Annotated in this window: 13 protein-coding genes and 3 pseudogenes; 7 read left to right on the top strand and 9 right to left on the bottom strand. The window is 55.7% G+C overall.

Annotation, left to right across the window (positions count from 1 at the left end; all coding sequences use genetic code 11):
• Positions 1 to 488, bottom strand: a pseudogene (locus tag BDK88_RS22185) (response regulator transcription factor); the annotation flags it as partial.
• A 153-nt stretch (positions 489 to 641) separates the two neighbouring features.
• Between BDK88_RS22185 and BDK88_RS19975 the strand changes: the two are divergent.
• A complete protein-coding gene (locus tag BDK88_RS19975) occupies positions 642 to 992 on the top strand; it encodes a winged helix-turn-helix domain-containing protein (protein ID WP_130498606.1) in 351 nt (116 codons plus the stop codon).
• Positions 993 to 1190: 198 nt separating this feature from the next.
• Positions 1191 to 2861 (top strand): ATP-binding protein, encoded by a 1671-nt coding sequence (locus BDK88_RS19970; protein WP_130498605.1) that lies wholly within the window; start codon positions 1191 to 1193, stop codon positions 2859 to 2861.
• Here the strand turns inward: BDK88_RS19970 and BDK88_RS19965 are convergent.
• Together BDK88_RS19965 and BDK88_RS19960 are read right to left on the bottom strand one after the other, a co-directional pair.
• Entirely contained in the window at positions 2851 to 3309 is a 459-nt protein-coding gene (locus tag BDK88_RS19965) for an RDD family protein (RefSeq protein ID WP_130498604.1), read from the bottom strand. The genes BDK88_RS19970 and BDK88_RS19965 overlap by 11 nt on opposite strands.
• 377 nt (positions 3310 to 3686) lie before the next feature.
• Positions 3687 to 3944 (bottom strand): hypothetical protein, encoded by a 258-nt coding sequence (locus BDK88_RS19960; protein WP_130498603.1) that lies wholly within the window; start codon positions 3942 to 3944, stop codon positions 3687 to 3689.
• A 302-nt stretch (positions 3945 to 4246) separates the two neighbouring features.
• Between BDK88_RS19960 and BDK88_RS19955 the strand changes: the two genes are divergently transcribed.
• Positions 4247 to 4519, top strand: coding sequence for a hypothetical protein (locus BDK88_RS19955; RefSeq protein ID WP_130498602.1), 273 nt, complete (start codon positions 4247 to 4249; stop codon positions 4517 to 4519).
• Between the two features lie 100 nt (positions 4520 to 4619).
• Here BDK88_RS19955 and BDK88_RS19950 read toward each other — a convergent pair whose 3' ends face one another.
• Complete coding sequence (locus BDK88_RS19950; protein WP_130501882.1) at positions 4620 to 6353, bottom strand: ATP-binding protein; 1734 nt, start codon at positions 6351 to 6353, stop codon at positions 4620 to 4622.
• A 165-nt stretch (positions 6354 to 6518) separates the two neighbouring features.
• On the opposite strand from BDK88_RS19950, the gene BDK88_RS19945 reads away from it, so the two are divergent.
• Positions 6519 to 6746: a MarR family transcriptional regulator gene (locus BDK88_RS19945; RefSeq protein ID WP_006182396.1), complete on the top strand. Its 228-nt coding sequence runs from the start codon at positions 6519 to 6521 to the stop codon at positions 6744 to 6746.
• Between the two features lie 124 nt (positions 6747 to 6870).
• Here BDK88_RS19945 and BDK88_RS19940 read toward each other — a convergent pair whose 3' ends face one another.
• Together BDK88_RS19940 and BDK88_RS22440 are read right to left on the bottom strand one after the other, a co-directional pair.
• A complete protein-coding gene (locus BDK88_RS19940) occupies positions 6871 to 7032 on the bottom strand; it encodes a hypothetical protein (RefSeq protein ID WP_242611585.1) in 162 nt (53 codons plus the stop codon).
• Positions 7022 to 7117 (bottom strand): annotated as a pseudogene (locus BDK88_RS22440) (DUF955 domain-containing protein); the annotation flags it as partial. The pseudogene BDK88_RS22440 and the gene BDK88_RS19940, both read right to left, overlap by 11 nt.
• A gap of 349 nt (positions 7118 to 7466) precedes the next feature.
• Between BDK88_RS22440 and BDK88_RS19935 the strand changes: the two are divergent.
• Both BDK88_RS19935 and BDK88_RS19930 read left to right on the top strand, forming a co-directional pair.
• A complete protein-coding gene (locus BDK88_RS19935; protein WP_092936169.1) occupies positions 7467 to 9056 on the top strand; it encodes an oleate hydratase in 1590 nt (529 codons plus the stop codon).
• Complete coding sequence (locus tag BDK88_RS19930; RefSeq protein ID WP_130501881.1) at positions 9052 to 9915, top strand: coenzyme F420-0:L-glutamate ligase; 864 nt, start codon at positions 9052 to 9054, stop codon at positions 9913 to 9915. Before BDK88_RS19935 ends, BDK88_RS19930 begins: the two co-directional genes overlap by 5 nt.
• Before the next feature lie 134 nt (positions 9916 to 10049).
• Here the strand turns inward: BDK88_RS19930 and BDK88_RS19925 are convergent, their stop codons facing one another.
• Together BDK88_RS19925 and BDK88_RS22180 are read right to left on the bottom strand one after the other, a co-directional pair.
• Entirely contained in the window at positions 10050 to 10769 is a 720-nt protein-coding gene (locus BDK88_RS19925) for a DUF389 domain-containing protein (RefSeq protein ID WP_338143229.1), read from the bottom strand.
• 52 nt (positions 10770 to 10821) lie between these two features.
• Positions 10822 to 10947, bottom strand: a pseudogene (locus BDK88_RS22180) (DUF389 domain-containing protein); the annotation flags it as partial.
• Between BDK88_RS22180 and BDK88_RS21985 the strand changes: the two are divergent.
• Positions 10889 to 11077 carry a hypothetical protein gene (locus BDK88_RS21985; RefSeq protein ID WP_242611748.1) on the top strand — a complete coding sequence of 63 codons (189 nt, stop codon included), beginning with the start codon at positions 10889 to 10891 and terminating at the stop codon, positions 11075 to 11077. The pseudogene BDK88_RS22180 and the gene BDK88_RS21985 sit on opposite strands and share 59 nt — an antisense overlap.
• Positions 11078 to 11625: 548 nt before the next feature.
• Here BDK88_RS21985 and BDK88_RS19920 read toward each other — a convergent pair.
• Positions 11626 to 12636, bottom strand: a complete 1011-nt coding sequence (locus BDK88_RS19920; RefSeq protein ID WP_049912070.1) for a zinc-binding dehydrogenase — start codon at positions 12634 to 12636, stop codon at positions 11626 to 11628.
• Positions 12637 to 12990: the final 354 nt, after the last annotated feature.

Raw genomic sequence — 12990 nt, 5'->3', positions numbered from 1 at the left:
GGTCCACGAGCTCCGCGTATCGCTCGTTACTGCTGCGCTGTTCTGCGCTCAGTTCTCCCTCGAGCACCGCGCGTTTGGCTTCAGCACTGAAGTACTCGCCGAGCGTTTCATACGAAAGGATCTGTTGCTGCTGGTCGACTACGGCAAGCACGTCCTCACGGTCGACTGGCTTACACAGGTAATCGTCGAAGGGTAAATCTAAGACGTCGAATCCAGGATCGACTGCAGTAAACCATGACGATTCGCCCATAGAAGTCGCGCTCGACGAGTTCCTCGAGCACATCATCGCCGGATAGACCGGGCATATGCCGGTCAAGAAGAACAATATCAACCGGGGAGTTATCGATAATCGAGAGGGCTTCCTCACCGCTATAAGCCGTCTCAACCTTACAGCACCCTCGCAGTCGAAGCGCGTATGCGTCTGCGACTTCCTGCTCATCGTCGACAACGAGGGCACGGAGATTCTCCAAACTGTCATTCCCAGGCATCTGTCTCGATCGCTTACCTATGACTTAGGGGTGAGTCCCCATAACTGATGGCCTTCTCCACAGCGCTGTATCTGCACTCCTAGAGTCACGTGAATACGGCAGTCGGAATACCTAGCACCGGAATCCAGTAGGATAGGTGATGTCTCCAATAATATGTCCGCCCACCCCAAGGCCCCCCAAGCAAAACAGCAAACAGACCAGACAGAACCTGACCTCACGACGGAAGAGATCTTTGAGCTCTTTGGAGACGTGTATACCCGTCGTGTCTTCGAAGTCGTCGCAGAGCAGCCGCGAAGCGGCCGTTCCGTCGCCGAAGCCGCTGACGTCTCACGACCGACTGCGTACCGTCGTCTTAACGACCTTCGAGATGCTGGTCTTGTCCGAACCGAGACATCTATCTGTGAAGACGGACATCATCGGGAACGGTTTGAGGCAGTTGCCACGTCACTCTCGATGTCCCTCGACGAAAGTGGAATCGAGGCGGTAGTGACAGTCACTGATTGATCGAACAAACTTGAAAAGGTTGTTTTTAGCATAACACTGTTAAAAAGCGGTGATTCTGTCACCGCTGCCTCCTTCGATTGTCCACAACAGACGGATCACTCGGCCAGCCCGCACTTGGTGTCTTCTCGGTAATCGGAGATAAACATATCATTGGATATATAGTATCTCGAGAACAAATCCCAGTCAAGGATCCGAGGAATGGCACTTGGCTCGACTCTCAGTGTGCTCACTCCCAACGCTGTCGCGGTCATCCTTCTCGGCTGGGCAGCATGGACAGCGTTCCAGTCTCGAGAGCAACCGAGTGCGGAGCCGTTCATTGCGCTCCTTGCTACCCTAACACTGTGGTCGATCTTGGCATTCGCGTCGAACCTTCCGGAGTTGTTGCTTCCAAGCCTGGTTTCTACGATCTTGGATCTGGGTCAATTCGGTACTGCTCTCCTTGTTCCCGGTATTTGGACCGTGTATGCACTCAGCTACACAGGTCGCGGAACTGGGCTGACGTGGCGACGGATTGCGCTGTTAGCTGGAATCATATTTCCCGTTCTCGTGGTCGGTTTCGTCATCGCAATCCGCCCTCCTATGTCTGTCATTGAATATGTCGCGGCAACGATGCTGGGGACTGAACTACTGTATCTGTTGGTACTGTTTCTGTATGCGACGTATCTCCTGGCCGATCTCGGTGGCAGTCACGCCCGTGTTTCCAACACCCAAATAGCAGTACTGACAACCGGTGTCGGAGCACCGTATCTAGTCGGCCTCGTTGGGAACAATACCAACGTTGCAAACGGTGCAGTGGTCGGTCTCCTCTTGTCCGGCGGCCTTCTGACGGTCGCCATGCGACGATACCCGGTGATGACCGGGTTCCCAAAGGCTGACTATATCGCTCGCACACGCGTCGTTGAAACTCTCCAGGAAGCTGTTGTCGTGCTTGATTGGGAGGACCACATTCTCGACTGTAATCAGGCGACTGTAGATCTATTCGACCACACCGCGGCAACGATGATTGGTGAACCGATACGATCAGTAATCGATGGGCTCGAGCAAACAGAATTGACCGCAGGAGCCACAGGTACCGTGACTCTCCAGACAGCGAAGGGACGTCGCCAGTTCCAGTACAGTGTCTCCGCCGTTGACGAGGCAGATACCGATGGGGAAGAGGACCCTGTTGCCAGTACCGTACTCTTTCGGGATGTGACCGACCGACAAACTCGAGAGCAGCAACTCACAGTCCTCAACCGAGTTCTTCGACACAACGTACGGAACAACTTAGATGTCGTACTCGCATATGCCGACCACATCGACGAGGACGAAGTTCAGAGTGGGGTACGAGAGAGCGCAACTGAACTGCTTGAACTCAGCAAAAAGGCCAGAGAGGCCGAAGAGGTCATGACAGCAGGTACCAACCCGCCGGAGCCAGTCAACCTTGCAGACGTAGCGAAAACGGTCGTTGATCAGTTCCGAACCAGTGACGTTTCGGGCGAACTATCGATCAACTGTCCAGACGAGCTATGGATTTCCTCTCACAGAACTGTGGTCCAACAGGCCCTCTCCGAATTAGTAGAAAATTCTCTCACACACACGAGCACAGATCCACCGCAGGTTGAAGTCAGTGTTCGAAAGGATACGCAAGCAACAGCTGAGATTACCGTCGCGGACAACGGCCCTGGGCTGCCCGAGCGAGAGCAACAAATCTTGGCCGCCGGCACGGAAACACAACTCAAACACGGGCAGGGAATCGGGCTCTGGGTTGTCAACTGGGCTGTTACCCAATTAGGTGGTGATCTGCAATTCAACGCGAATACTCCGGAGGGTAGTATCGTTACGATATATCTACACGACATGAAGAACGAACAGTCGACTACGACCTGACGACTGTTGTCCCTGCTACTCTATCGCCGAGACGTTTGCGCTGATCTGAAACGATCATCCCAACGATCCCGACAAGGTACAACGCAGGTAACCAATCGACGAGACGCAATACGTTCCGTATCAGTGATGACCCAAGCGTCAGGGATGCCCCATTCTCAGTCGTTACACGGATATTCACCAGCGCTTTCCCGATCGTCTTTCCGAACTGCCACTCAAATACCGTGTGGTAGCCAAGCGCCAGCACGAACCACAGTCCAAGTGCGATAGACGCTGGAGCACCGGTTAAATCTGCGTTCAGTCCTTGGGCTCCGGTTTCAAGCTCACCGGTAAACGCACCTGTGATGAGGATCGCAACGAACAGGAGTGCGATCCACACGAACGAATCAATTCCGATAGCGACACCTCGAATACCGATTCCACAGTATTCGGGACCATCTGTTTCTTTCATGTCCACTCGATATGTGGATGGGTGGGAATAAACAACCAAGAGCAGTGTTTCTCCACTGGAAACACGCCGAGAAGTGCTCAAAGAAATAAAATGAGTGTCCGCATTTCTTATTCAGTAACACTCCTCAATACTTTTTATTAACGTGATTTGTACGATGCGCTATGATCGATACTCTTCGTAAGACTATGTTCTATCTCTACGGTGTGCCCGCCTACGACGTCTCGGGGTTCTGGACGACGTACCAGTTTACGCTTATTGTTCAATCGATCACACTCGCCTGGCTGTATAATAGCACGCGCGGGTCAGTTCTGCGCCCAATGCTATACCATTCACTTGGGAACCTTCCTGCGCTCGTCTCTCTATCAGGACGAACTTCGTCACGTGCCCTCGAAGATGCCGGGAACGACGAACGCGACGACGAGTACGAGCACAGCGAGTACCAGAAGCAGGACGGGTCCCAACTGCGGGCCGAGGCCGATGGTCTGTGCGACGCCATCGGCGATGGGTTTCGTTTGTGCTTTGATCCCGTTGCCGGCGACGCCAGTTGCTCCAGCGCCGATAGCTGCGGTGATGGCCGCTGGTGGCCCACCTGCTTTCAGTGCTCTCGCCGGACGTGAAGATGGCTGTCCAGCCATACTTGTCGTGTCGAGACCCTGAACGCTAAGTAATTCCACTCGTTTCGCACTCAGACACACTCGTGGCTGCCTGTATGGCTTTGTGTGTGATGGCAGGAACTGTTGCCGAACTCGAGACCGGCCTGCAGTGATGCTTTGCTGCGTTCGGGAATACCTTTGGTATCTGTCTCTCCGCGCCGCTCAACAACATGGTGGAAATGGTCAGTTCAATTTAACAAGGGAGTACACTGTTCCTGCGAGAGGAGCGCATTCGACGGATACTGTTATGCGGATGACTCCCGAAACAACGAGACAGAACTGCAATGGCTCGCGTCACAGATCCACGCCCACCACTTCCGGAGTGGATTCTCGAGTGCTACGACCGGCTGTGTACGCAGGCATGTCGGCCAGACCACGAAGAAGACAGTGTTCCGCTGATCGACTACGACGATGCCACCGACATCCTAGTCGCCGATGCAGAGTTAGCACTCGAGCAACGAGACGTCGAGCACGCACTTACTCGCCTCCTCGAGCGCGGATACTTCTACGAAGTCGAGAACGAACTTCGGATCACATCCCCAGAAGAGCAGTGTTAACGACTCTTCGAAGAGCGAATCTGTATCCGGAGATCAGCACACGATACCGAGCTCGAGCCGCTGCACTCTACTCGAGTGGATCTTCCACTTTGCCGCTCTATTACCGAACTTGGCCAGAGGCGACGGCTGCGCTCTGCTGGAGGTCTACCTCATACTTGTCAAACACGGACTCGAATCCCTCGTCGACGACCTGCTGGGCAAGCTTCGCGAACGAACTTCGATTATCCGGATCCTCCACGAGCGACCGAAACGTACTCTCGAAGTGATGCCCGTGCGAGGGTCGATCACGACTCGAGGTTTCGTGAGCGGCTTCGTGTAACACTACGAGATACAGGTCGTGCATCCAGACCGCACGCTGGCGGCTCGTCACTGCCGAGTCGGTGATCACGATGTAAGTCCTGCCGTCGGTCCAGGCATCGGCACTTGCCTCGCCATAGTACACATCTCGCTCAATCCCAAGTTCCCGTGCGAGCACTCGAGCGAAGCGGAGATACCGTCGCTGATCAGCGTTCAACTGCGATTCGTCCTCAACCCGATGATAGCCTGTCCACACACCTTCTGACTCTGCTTGCTCGCCAACATCGAACGTCTCCGGTACCGCTATCGATGTGTCCTCATCAGTGGCGAGGTCGCGAAGCCGCTGCGTCGCCGAATCACTCGTATCGAGGACGACGTAACCACGCTCGACGAGTTTGTCCGCGCCTTTTTCGGCACCGCCGACCCACCCGATTTTCGGGGCCGCCTGGATCTCCTCGAGACTGATGCGGGACTCGGTCGCCAGCTGGAACAGCTTGCGATCGGCCCACTGCTCGTCCGATGACTCGGATGCCATCGCCTCGATCATTACCTCCCGACTCTCGGCGGTCAGCCGATCGTCTGAAACCTCAGCATATAGATCGTCACGTGTCTGCTCGAGTGCGTTGTCGATCCGCTGCCAGCGGTCACAGCCCGACTGGATATCGTTACGGGCAAAGTTCAGCGTCAAGTTCCCCTTCGAGACGACGACCCCGCCGAGTCCGTACTCGCGTTTTGTCGTCACGTACAGACCATTGCTGTAGATATCGAGTCCCTCGTGGGGCGTGTACTCGAGTGCGAGGATCGCATCGTCAGTTTCGCGCGTGAGTGATGGGTGTGGAGAGTCAGCCACCGCTTCGAATGGATCGCCCTTGTCAACCGGTTCGCCGTTGATCACGACCGAGACGCCGGTTCGGGATTGCACGTACGCGAAGCGCTTGCGAAGATCGCGAACGTAGCGCCGCCAGCGGTAGCTGTCCGGATCGGGCACTTCATCTTCGTAGTGATCGATCTCGACGAGCATCCCCTCGAGATGATGCTCAGCGTCCACGAGATGGCCATCGCGCCCACTGACGTCCGCCCACGGTCCTGAATCGCGTCGATCTCGGTAGTCAAAGCACAGTGCGGCGTTGTGACTCCAGATGTGAACCGCGCCCTTCGCGATGATCGCACCCTTGCCGATGCCCCACTCGCCGATTGTCTCGTCGTCTGCTCGTTGCTTGCTTCCTGCACCCAGCACTGAGAGGTTTCGCCGCCCGTCGGTCGACTCGAGATCGACACCAGCGCCGTCATCGAGGATGATCGATCGTTCAGGCGAGATGCTGACCAACACACGGGATGAACCCGGACTGTCGATGCCGTTTTGGACGGCTTCGCGAATTGCGTCTGTGAGATCCGCCATTTGGTCTTCGATGAGATACGTTGCAACCCGCTCGTCAGCCGTCATCGTCACGGTCTCGTCAGTCGATGGCTGACTGGCCGGCCTCGAGTCAGTCGCTTCGCTCGTCACGAACTCCGATAACGTCGGATGATCTGTCATGGTGTCCACCCATCTGGCACCACACAAACCGAACCGTGCGGTCACTTGGGAACAGGAATGAACTCTGGTTCGACTTGACGTAGTCTCTCGGTGCTCTCGAAGAATGAGCCGGGTTGCCGAAGCGAAACGACCTATAGTGTCTACTTCGAAGAAGTACTACAGACAGTGAGCAGCGCAAAAGAACGGCTCGAGGACTTGCCACCGAGTGCGAAGTTGGTCTACAAGACGCTGGAATTCGAGGGAGAGTGCACACAGAAAGAACTGGTCAAAGAAACTCGACTCTCATCTCGGACTGTTCGCTATGCGATCTCTCGGCTTGAGGAAAAGGAGTTAGTTGAGCAACGAGTGTCCTTTCGAGACGCCCGTCAGAAGCTCTATTCGCTTGCGGAGTAGCCTCACATCCACGTGGACTCCTGAAAACCCTCTGACACCCTTGTCTTGGTAGTCTGTTCTACGAAGTTTTGAGCACGGCCACATCGGATGATGTCACCACCACACGGAACTCACTAACCGAGAATCAAACCTCGAGATCAGTCTCAGTCTGTGGGCCCGTCAAGTCTACAAGCCGCTCGAGGGCTTCGGCGACGATCATCCGCTGTAGTTGGTACTCTCCTCGATCGAGGTCCTGTTCCTCGAGTGCAGTGATGATCTCGAGCAGAAGCGATCGGTCATTCACCATCGGTCACCTCGCTGACGACGTCGATGATCTCCTGGGCGGTCGAACTGATCCGCTCGAGGCGATCGGGGATCGTTTCGGATTTGTCACGTGGCACGTGGCATTCTGAGCAATTCCGGCGCGGCCAACGTCGTCTCGTCGGCCACATGATCAATAGCGTGGTATGATCATTGATTGCCTACTAACGGATTAACTACCTGAACAGGTGGTTATACCAAATAAAGTTAGATAGACTGTATGAATTACGGTATATATTTTGGAATACATTATGTACTTGACCATCCCCAGTTTAAGTGTGATGAAACGTCAGGTGCACCTGTTAGGTCGGCAGCGATCCAGAAGTATATCTATGACTCCACTACCCGCACTTCAGACGAATACAGACGGTATGACGGCCTATGATCGTTCCCGAACGAACGCGTCGCTGGGGGGATTGCATGTTTGGTGAACAGACACCACACGTCGCTGACCGCGAAGCCCACGTCGTTGGCGGTGGCATCGCCGGCCTGGCCGCCGCGGCGTTTCTGATTCGCGATGGAAACATGCCTGGCGAGAACGTTCATTTCTACGAGAAACTTGACGTCGTTGGCGGGGCAATGGACGGTGCAGGCAATCCCGACGAAGGGTACGTTATCCGCGGTGGGCGCATGTTCAACTTCCCCGCCTACGAATGTACCTGGGACCTCTTCCGGACGATCCCTTCGCTCGAGGACCCCAGTATCTCGGTCAAAGAAGAGATGAACGAGTTCAACGAGATCCACGAGTCATATGCGGAGACGCGGCTGGTCGAGGATGGCACCCGTCTCGATGCCTCGCAGTTCGAACTGAAGATGCACCACCGGCTCTCGCTGGTTCGACTTCTGCTTACACCGGAGGAACGACTTGGAGACACCCGGGTCGAAGAGTGGTTCGACGACGACTTCTTCGAGACGAACTTCTGGTACTTGTGGGCGACGATTTTCGCCTTCCAGCCGTGGCACAGCGTCGCTGAGGTCCGCCGGTATATGTACCGTTTCTTGCACGTCTTCCCCGGTCTACACACGTTAGAAGACATCGACCGGACCAAGTACGATCAGTATCATTCGATGATCCTGCCGCTTCGGCGCTGGCTCGAAACTCGTGGCGTCGACTTCCAGCAGGACTGTCGCGTGATCGATATGGACATCGTGACTTCTCGAGTAGGGCGGACTGTCGAGCGGCTCCACTACGAAACCGGAGACGGCACTGAGAGCGTCGAGGTCGATTCCACGGACCTAGTCTTTTTCACCAACGGTTCGATGACCGATGGCTCGGACCTCGGGGCATGGGACGAAGCACCCGAAACGAACGAGACCGGCGCGTCCTGGGAGCTGTGGCGGTCGATCGCCGAGGACAACACCGGATTCGGCGACCCCGAGGTCTTCGCGGGCAATGTTCAGGAGACCAAGTGGGAGTCCTTTACCGTCACGTTGCACAACACTGATCTGTTCGATCATATCGTCGAATTCACTGACGAGGAGCCGGGCAACGGGCTGGTAACATACGTCGACTCGTCCTGGCTTCTGTCCACTGTCGTCGCAGCCCAGCCGCACTTCCCGAACCAGCCTGACGACGTGAAACTCTTCTGGGGATACGCCCTGTTCACAGACCAAGAGGGTGACTACGTCGAAAAGAAGATGTCCGAATGTACAGGACGAGAGATCCTCGAAGAGCTCTGTTATCACCTGCAGTGTGAGGATCGCCTGCCGGAAATCCTGGAGGACGTAGACTGCGTGCCGTGTATGATGCCGTTCATTACGGCTCACTTCCAGCCCCGGACGCCCGGCGACCGGCCGCTCGTCGTCCCCGATAGCTCGAACAATCTCGCATTCCTCGGGCAGTACGCCGAACTCCAACGTGACGTCGTGTTCACCGTCGAGTACTCGGTGCGGACGGCGATGACCGCCGTCTATGACCTGCTTGATCTCGATGAGGAGATTCCACCCGTGAGCAAGCACTACCGCGAACCGGGCGTGCTCGCAGATGCAGTGAGCGCCTCGTTCGATTGACTGGCAACGGCTGTGCTGTTTCCCGTCATGTGACGATCTCGTTGAGCGAATCGTCGAGACGACCGACGAGGAGTATCCCCTTTCGGACGGTGACGTGATCGTTATTACCACGAAAGTCGTTTCATTCGCCGAGGGGCGACTCATCGAAGCCGACGATGTCGATGTTACTGAACGTGACCAACGAGTCGCTGATATCACTGGAATCGATCCACGCGAGGTGGCGGTCATCTATGAGGAAAGTGACGTTCTCGGTGCAATCCCGATCGCAGAAATTGGTGAGGACCTGCTGTTGGAACACGCTGTGGATCCCGACATCGCTAAAGAAGCGCTCGACGATGTCCCCTCCATGCTTGTGACCGAACGCAACGGCCGACTCTGTACAAATGCAGGCATTGACTGGTCGAACAGTCCGGAAGGAAAAATGACGCTCCTTCCAGAAGATCCCGACGAAAGTGCGCGACGGCTCCGCAAGGAAATCGAAGCACGAACTGGGGCCGACGTCGCTGTCGTGCTCTCTGACTCAGAAGTTGCCGGTCCGGGATCGATGGACCTCGCTGTTGGTTGTTCGGGAATCGAAGCGATTGACGCCAATTTCGGACGAACAGATCTCTACGACCAGCCGAAGATGGGCGGTGTCGATCTCGTCGCTGACGAACTCACGGCAGGTTCAGCGCTGCTGTTCGGACAGGCTGACGAACAGGTTCCCGTCGTGGTCGCTCGTGGGCTTGAGTATGAAGACGGTGAGGGTGTCCCGAACTCAAGCGGCATCGTTCGTCGAGGCCTCCGCAAAAGCATCGAGTTAACTGCTCGATTTAAGGCCCGGAATGGTTCTGACATCGAGTCGAGCAACGACACATAGTTTCACGGCTGTCGCACAGTCAGCTGGCTTCATATTGGAATTAAGCGGATCTTCATGGAGTCACGCTCTTTGTGGGTAAGAGACCCTTGTAGACAGGAGTGGATGTCACTATCAGTCATAGAGCGCCGAAATCCCTACGCAGTATCGTACTCAATGAACCGAACGTCGACCCGTACGTCGTCTCCCGTTTCGTCGGTAATTCGTTCGTCCAGTTCCGAGACAAGTTCCGGATGGTCGTCATCGCTCGGCTGCTCGACCGTGATTACAATACGTTCGGGTCCCTCGAATAGGGACCCTTCTTCGATTCGTACTACTGGCTCGAACGGGATTTCTTCCTCAAGAAACAGTTCGACTTCGACGAGGTAGATGTCCTGATACGCTGACGAGTCGAGGACGGCCTCCGCTTCCGTCGTGACGTCGTTCTCAAGCGATGCGCGTTCGTACGACGCCCACGTGACACCGATCAGGAATATCGACAGTACTAGGATGACGAACGTCAACACGATGAGGCGACGACGGACTAACTGCCGTGCGATCCCTTCCTCACTCTGAATTTGGGGGCGGTATCCCATCGCCCAGAGGGTGAGGAGGCCCGTGATATTGACGCCCAGCAGATTGACGAAGACGAGGACGAGCGAGCCGACTGCGGCGTTCGGTATCCACCATGCGATAGCGATGCCGGCCGCTGCGGCGGGCGGGATCAGTGCAGCAGTAATCATCACGCCAACCAGTGTGACAGAGGTACCCGTCGAAAGGCACAACACGCCGGCAATTCCCGCGCCGAAGGCGACGACCAGCGAGAGGAGGTGAGGTAAGAACCCGTTCGCTGACTTCGTTGATTTCGAGGACCTCAATCCCAGGCGGTACGAGAAACAGCGACTTCGAGAGCCAGGCGAACGCCGCGGAACCGGCAATCGCTACGCTGACGCCCAGCACTTGATACATAACCCCGGTCCAGAGCAAGTCGCGTTCGTTGAGAACGGTCCCGGCGCTGGCTGCGAGCGTCGGTCCGATCAAGGGTGCGATCACCATCGACCCGACCACGACGGCAGCCGAATCGAGTAACAGCCCGGCCGTCGCAACGATCGCACTGACCAGCGTCAGCGTCACGTATATCGGAATCGCCAATATGAGTCCTTCCGATTCGGCGTACAGTTCGTAGCGAGCGAGGCGCTGATCGTCCAGCACCTCTCCCGTGAACCGATCTTTGAGAGCTCCGAACTTTTGGGAGATGACCATGTCTGCCGTAACGATCACCGTGTGATCGTCCTCGCCGAGTCCGACCCTCTCTAACTCGTCTAAGATGACTTCGACGGCACTTTTCGGGAGGGTGAATGATACGAGGGATTCGTACTCGCTGCTGTCGTCGGTCGGAACGACTGTGTAAGTCAATCCGTTCCGAGTCAAGTACCTCTAAGACTGGTTCGCGCGTCTCCGGTCGGAGCGAAATCTCGACGTGGCGCATGGGATACTGATCACTGGAGACGGACAGACATCAACCATTGCGCGCGTCTCGGCAACTCGGACCCGAAGACGGTCATGGGCAACCGAGGTCTTTCGCTTCAACTCTATCGGTTGAGCGAACTATCTTTCTACAAGGAAAGTACCCTGCCGTTTACGATCTGTTGAGATGTCTCGAGCCAAGGTGCAACCACCGAGCGAAAGTAGGCGAGGTTGACACCATCTCCGCGCTTTAGAGGGTCGAAGATATCAATCGGATATCTTGACAACCTGTTTTCCGATATTGTCTCCGGAGAACAATCCGAGGAATGCGTCGGGTGCGTTTTCGAGTCCGGAGACGACGGTCTCGCGATGATCGATGTCGCCGGTCGCAACCCACTCGCCAAGTTGTTCGCTAGCTTCCTCGAATCGAGTGGCATAGTCAGCGACGAGTAGTCCCTGCACTTTTGCTCGCGTTGCGATGAGCTGTGTAAGCTTCCGTGGCCCCGTCGCCACTTCCTCGTCGTTATAGTGGGCAATTTGCCCGCAGACGGCGATGCGGGCGTCAAGGTTCAGTTTTGTAAACACCGCATCCGTGATCGGACCTCCGACGTTGTCGAAGTAGACATCAATGCCACCTGGTGCAGCATCATCCAGTGCTGCCTCGTAATCATCAACTTCTTTGTAGTTGATCGCAGTATCGAAGCCGAGTTCCTCGGTAAGCCACTCGACTTTCGCCTCGGAGCCAGCAAACCCAACAACGCGACAGCCACTCATCTTCGCAATCTGCCCGACAACGGAGCCGACTGCGCCGGCCGCTCCAGAGACGACAACTGTATCTCCTGGATTAGGGTCACCAACTTCAAGCAGTCCAAAGTACGCTGTTCGGCCCGGCATTCCGAGCACGCCGAGGTACGCAGGTAGGTCAGCCACATTGGGGTCAACGGGCATGACGCTATCGGCATCAAGGAGACTGTAGTCCGCCCAGGTTCCGTTTCCTGTCACAAGATCGCCAGCGTCGTAGGCGTCGCTCTTACTTTCGACGACCTCACCAACAACGGCGCCGTGCATTATGTCGCCAACCTCCCACGGCTCCGCGTACGATTCGGTGTCCCGCATCCGTCCTCGCATATACGGATCAACTGAGAGGTAGCGAACGCGGACAAGAAGTTGCCCGAATTTCGGGTCCGGAATGTCGCGCTCGCGGAGTTCGAAACTGTCCATGTCCGGTTCGCCCTCGGGACGTTCAGCGAATATCCACTCGCGGTTTGAATTTCGCACACCTGCCATTCGGTACACAGATAGAGTCAATTTCGATCCCAGCAACACCTACCGGAACGGCAGATTCACCCAGGTAAAGTATGTGAATATAGTCACGCAGTCGACACTCATCAGTTGAAAGCTAGAAGTTACTACGAACCGGTAGTAGTTGTCGAATCAACTTCTGGCGGCACTTGAGGTGTATTCGACGGTACTCACGGCGATAGAGCAGCGTCTCAAGGCACTCGAGTCCCAGCCACTAACTTACGACTGGCGATAACCAGGATAGCCGGATAATATTGCTATGTGTTGTATTTTCTCGAAACTGAGTGTGTGTCAGTAGCTCCGTGATAATTAATCGTATAACTCGGGTAA

It is taken from the genome of Natrinema hispanicum, from assembly GCF_004217335.1.
Classification (GTDB): Archaea; Halobacteriota; Halobacteria; order Halobacteriales; family Natrialbaceae; genus Natrinema; species Natrinema hispanicum.
The sequence above is the reverse complement of the archived record's forward strand: the minus strand, read 5'-3'. Positions and strand labels throughout refer to the sequence as shown.

Excerpts from the sequence above, each read along its gene's own strand:
- BDK88_RS19975 (WP_130498606.1), top strand. The coding sequence starts at position 642 with ATGTCCGCCCACCCCAAGGCCCCCCAAGCAAAACAGCAAACAGACCAG.
- BDK88_RS19970 (WP_130498605.1), top strand. The coding sequence starts at position 1,191 with ATGGCACTTGGCTCGACTCTCAGTGTGCTCACTCCCAACGCTGTCGCG.
- BDK88_RS19965 (WP_130498604.1), bottom strand. The coding sequence starts at position 3,309 with ATGAAAGAAACAGATGGTCCCGAATACTGTGGAATCGGTATTCGAGGT.
- BDK88_RS19960 (WP_130498603.1), bottom strand. The coding sequence starts at position 3,944 with ATGGCTGGACAGCCATCTTCACGTCCGGCGAGAGCACTGAAAGCAGGT.
- BDK88_RS19955 (WP_130498602.1), top strand. The coding sequence starts at position 4,247 with ATGGCTCGCGTCACAGATCCACGCCCACCACTTCCGGAGTGGATTCTC.
- BDK88_RS19950 (WP_130501882.1), bottom strand. The coding sequence starts at position 6,353 with ATGACAGATCATCCGACGTTATCGGAGTTCGTGACGAGCGAAGCGACT.
- BDK88_RS19940 (WP_242611585.1), bottom strand. The coding sequence starts at position 7,032 with ATGGTGAATGACCGATCGCTTCTGCTCGAGATCATCACTGCACTCGAG.
- BDK88_RS19935 (WP_092936169.1), top strand. The coding sequence starts at position 7,467 with ATGTTTGGTGAACAGACACCACACGTCGCTGACCGCGAAGCCCACGTC.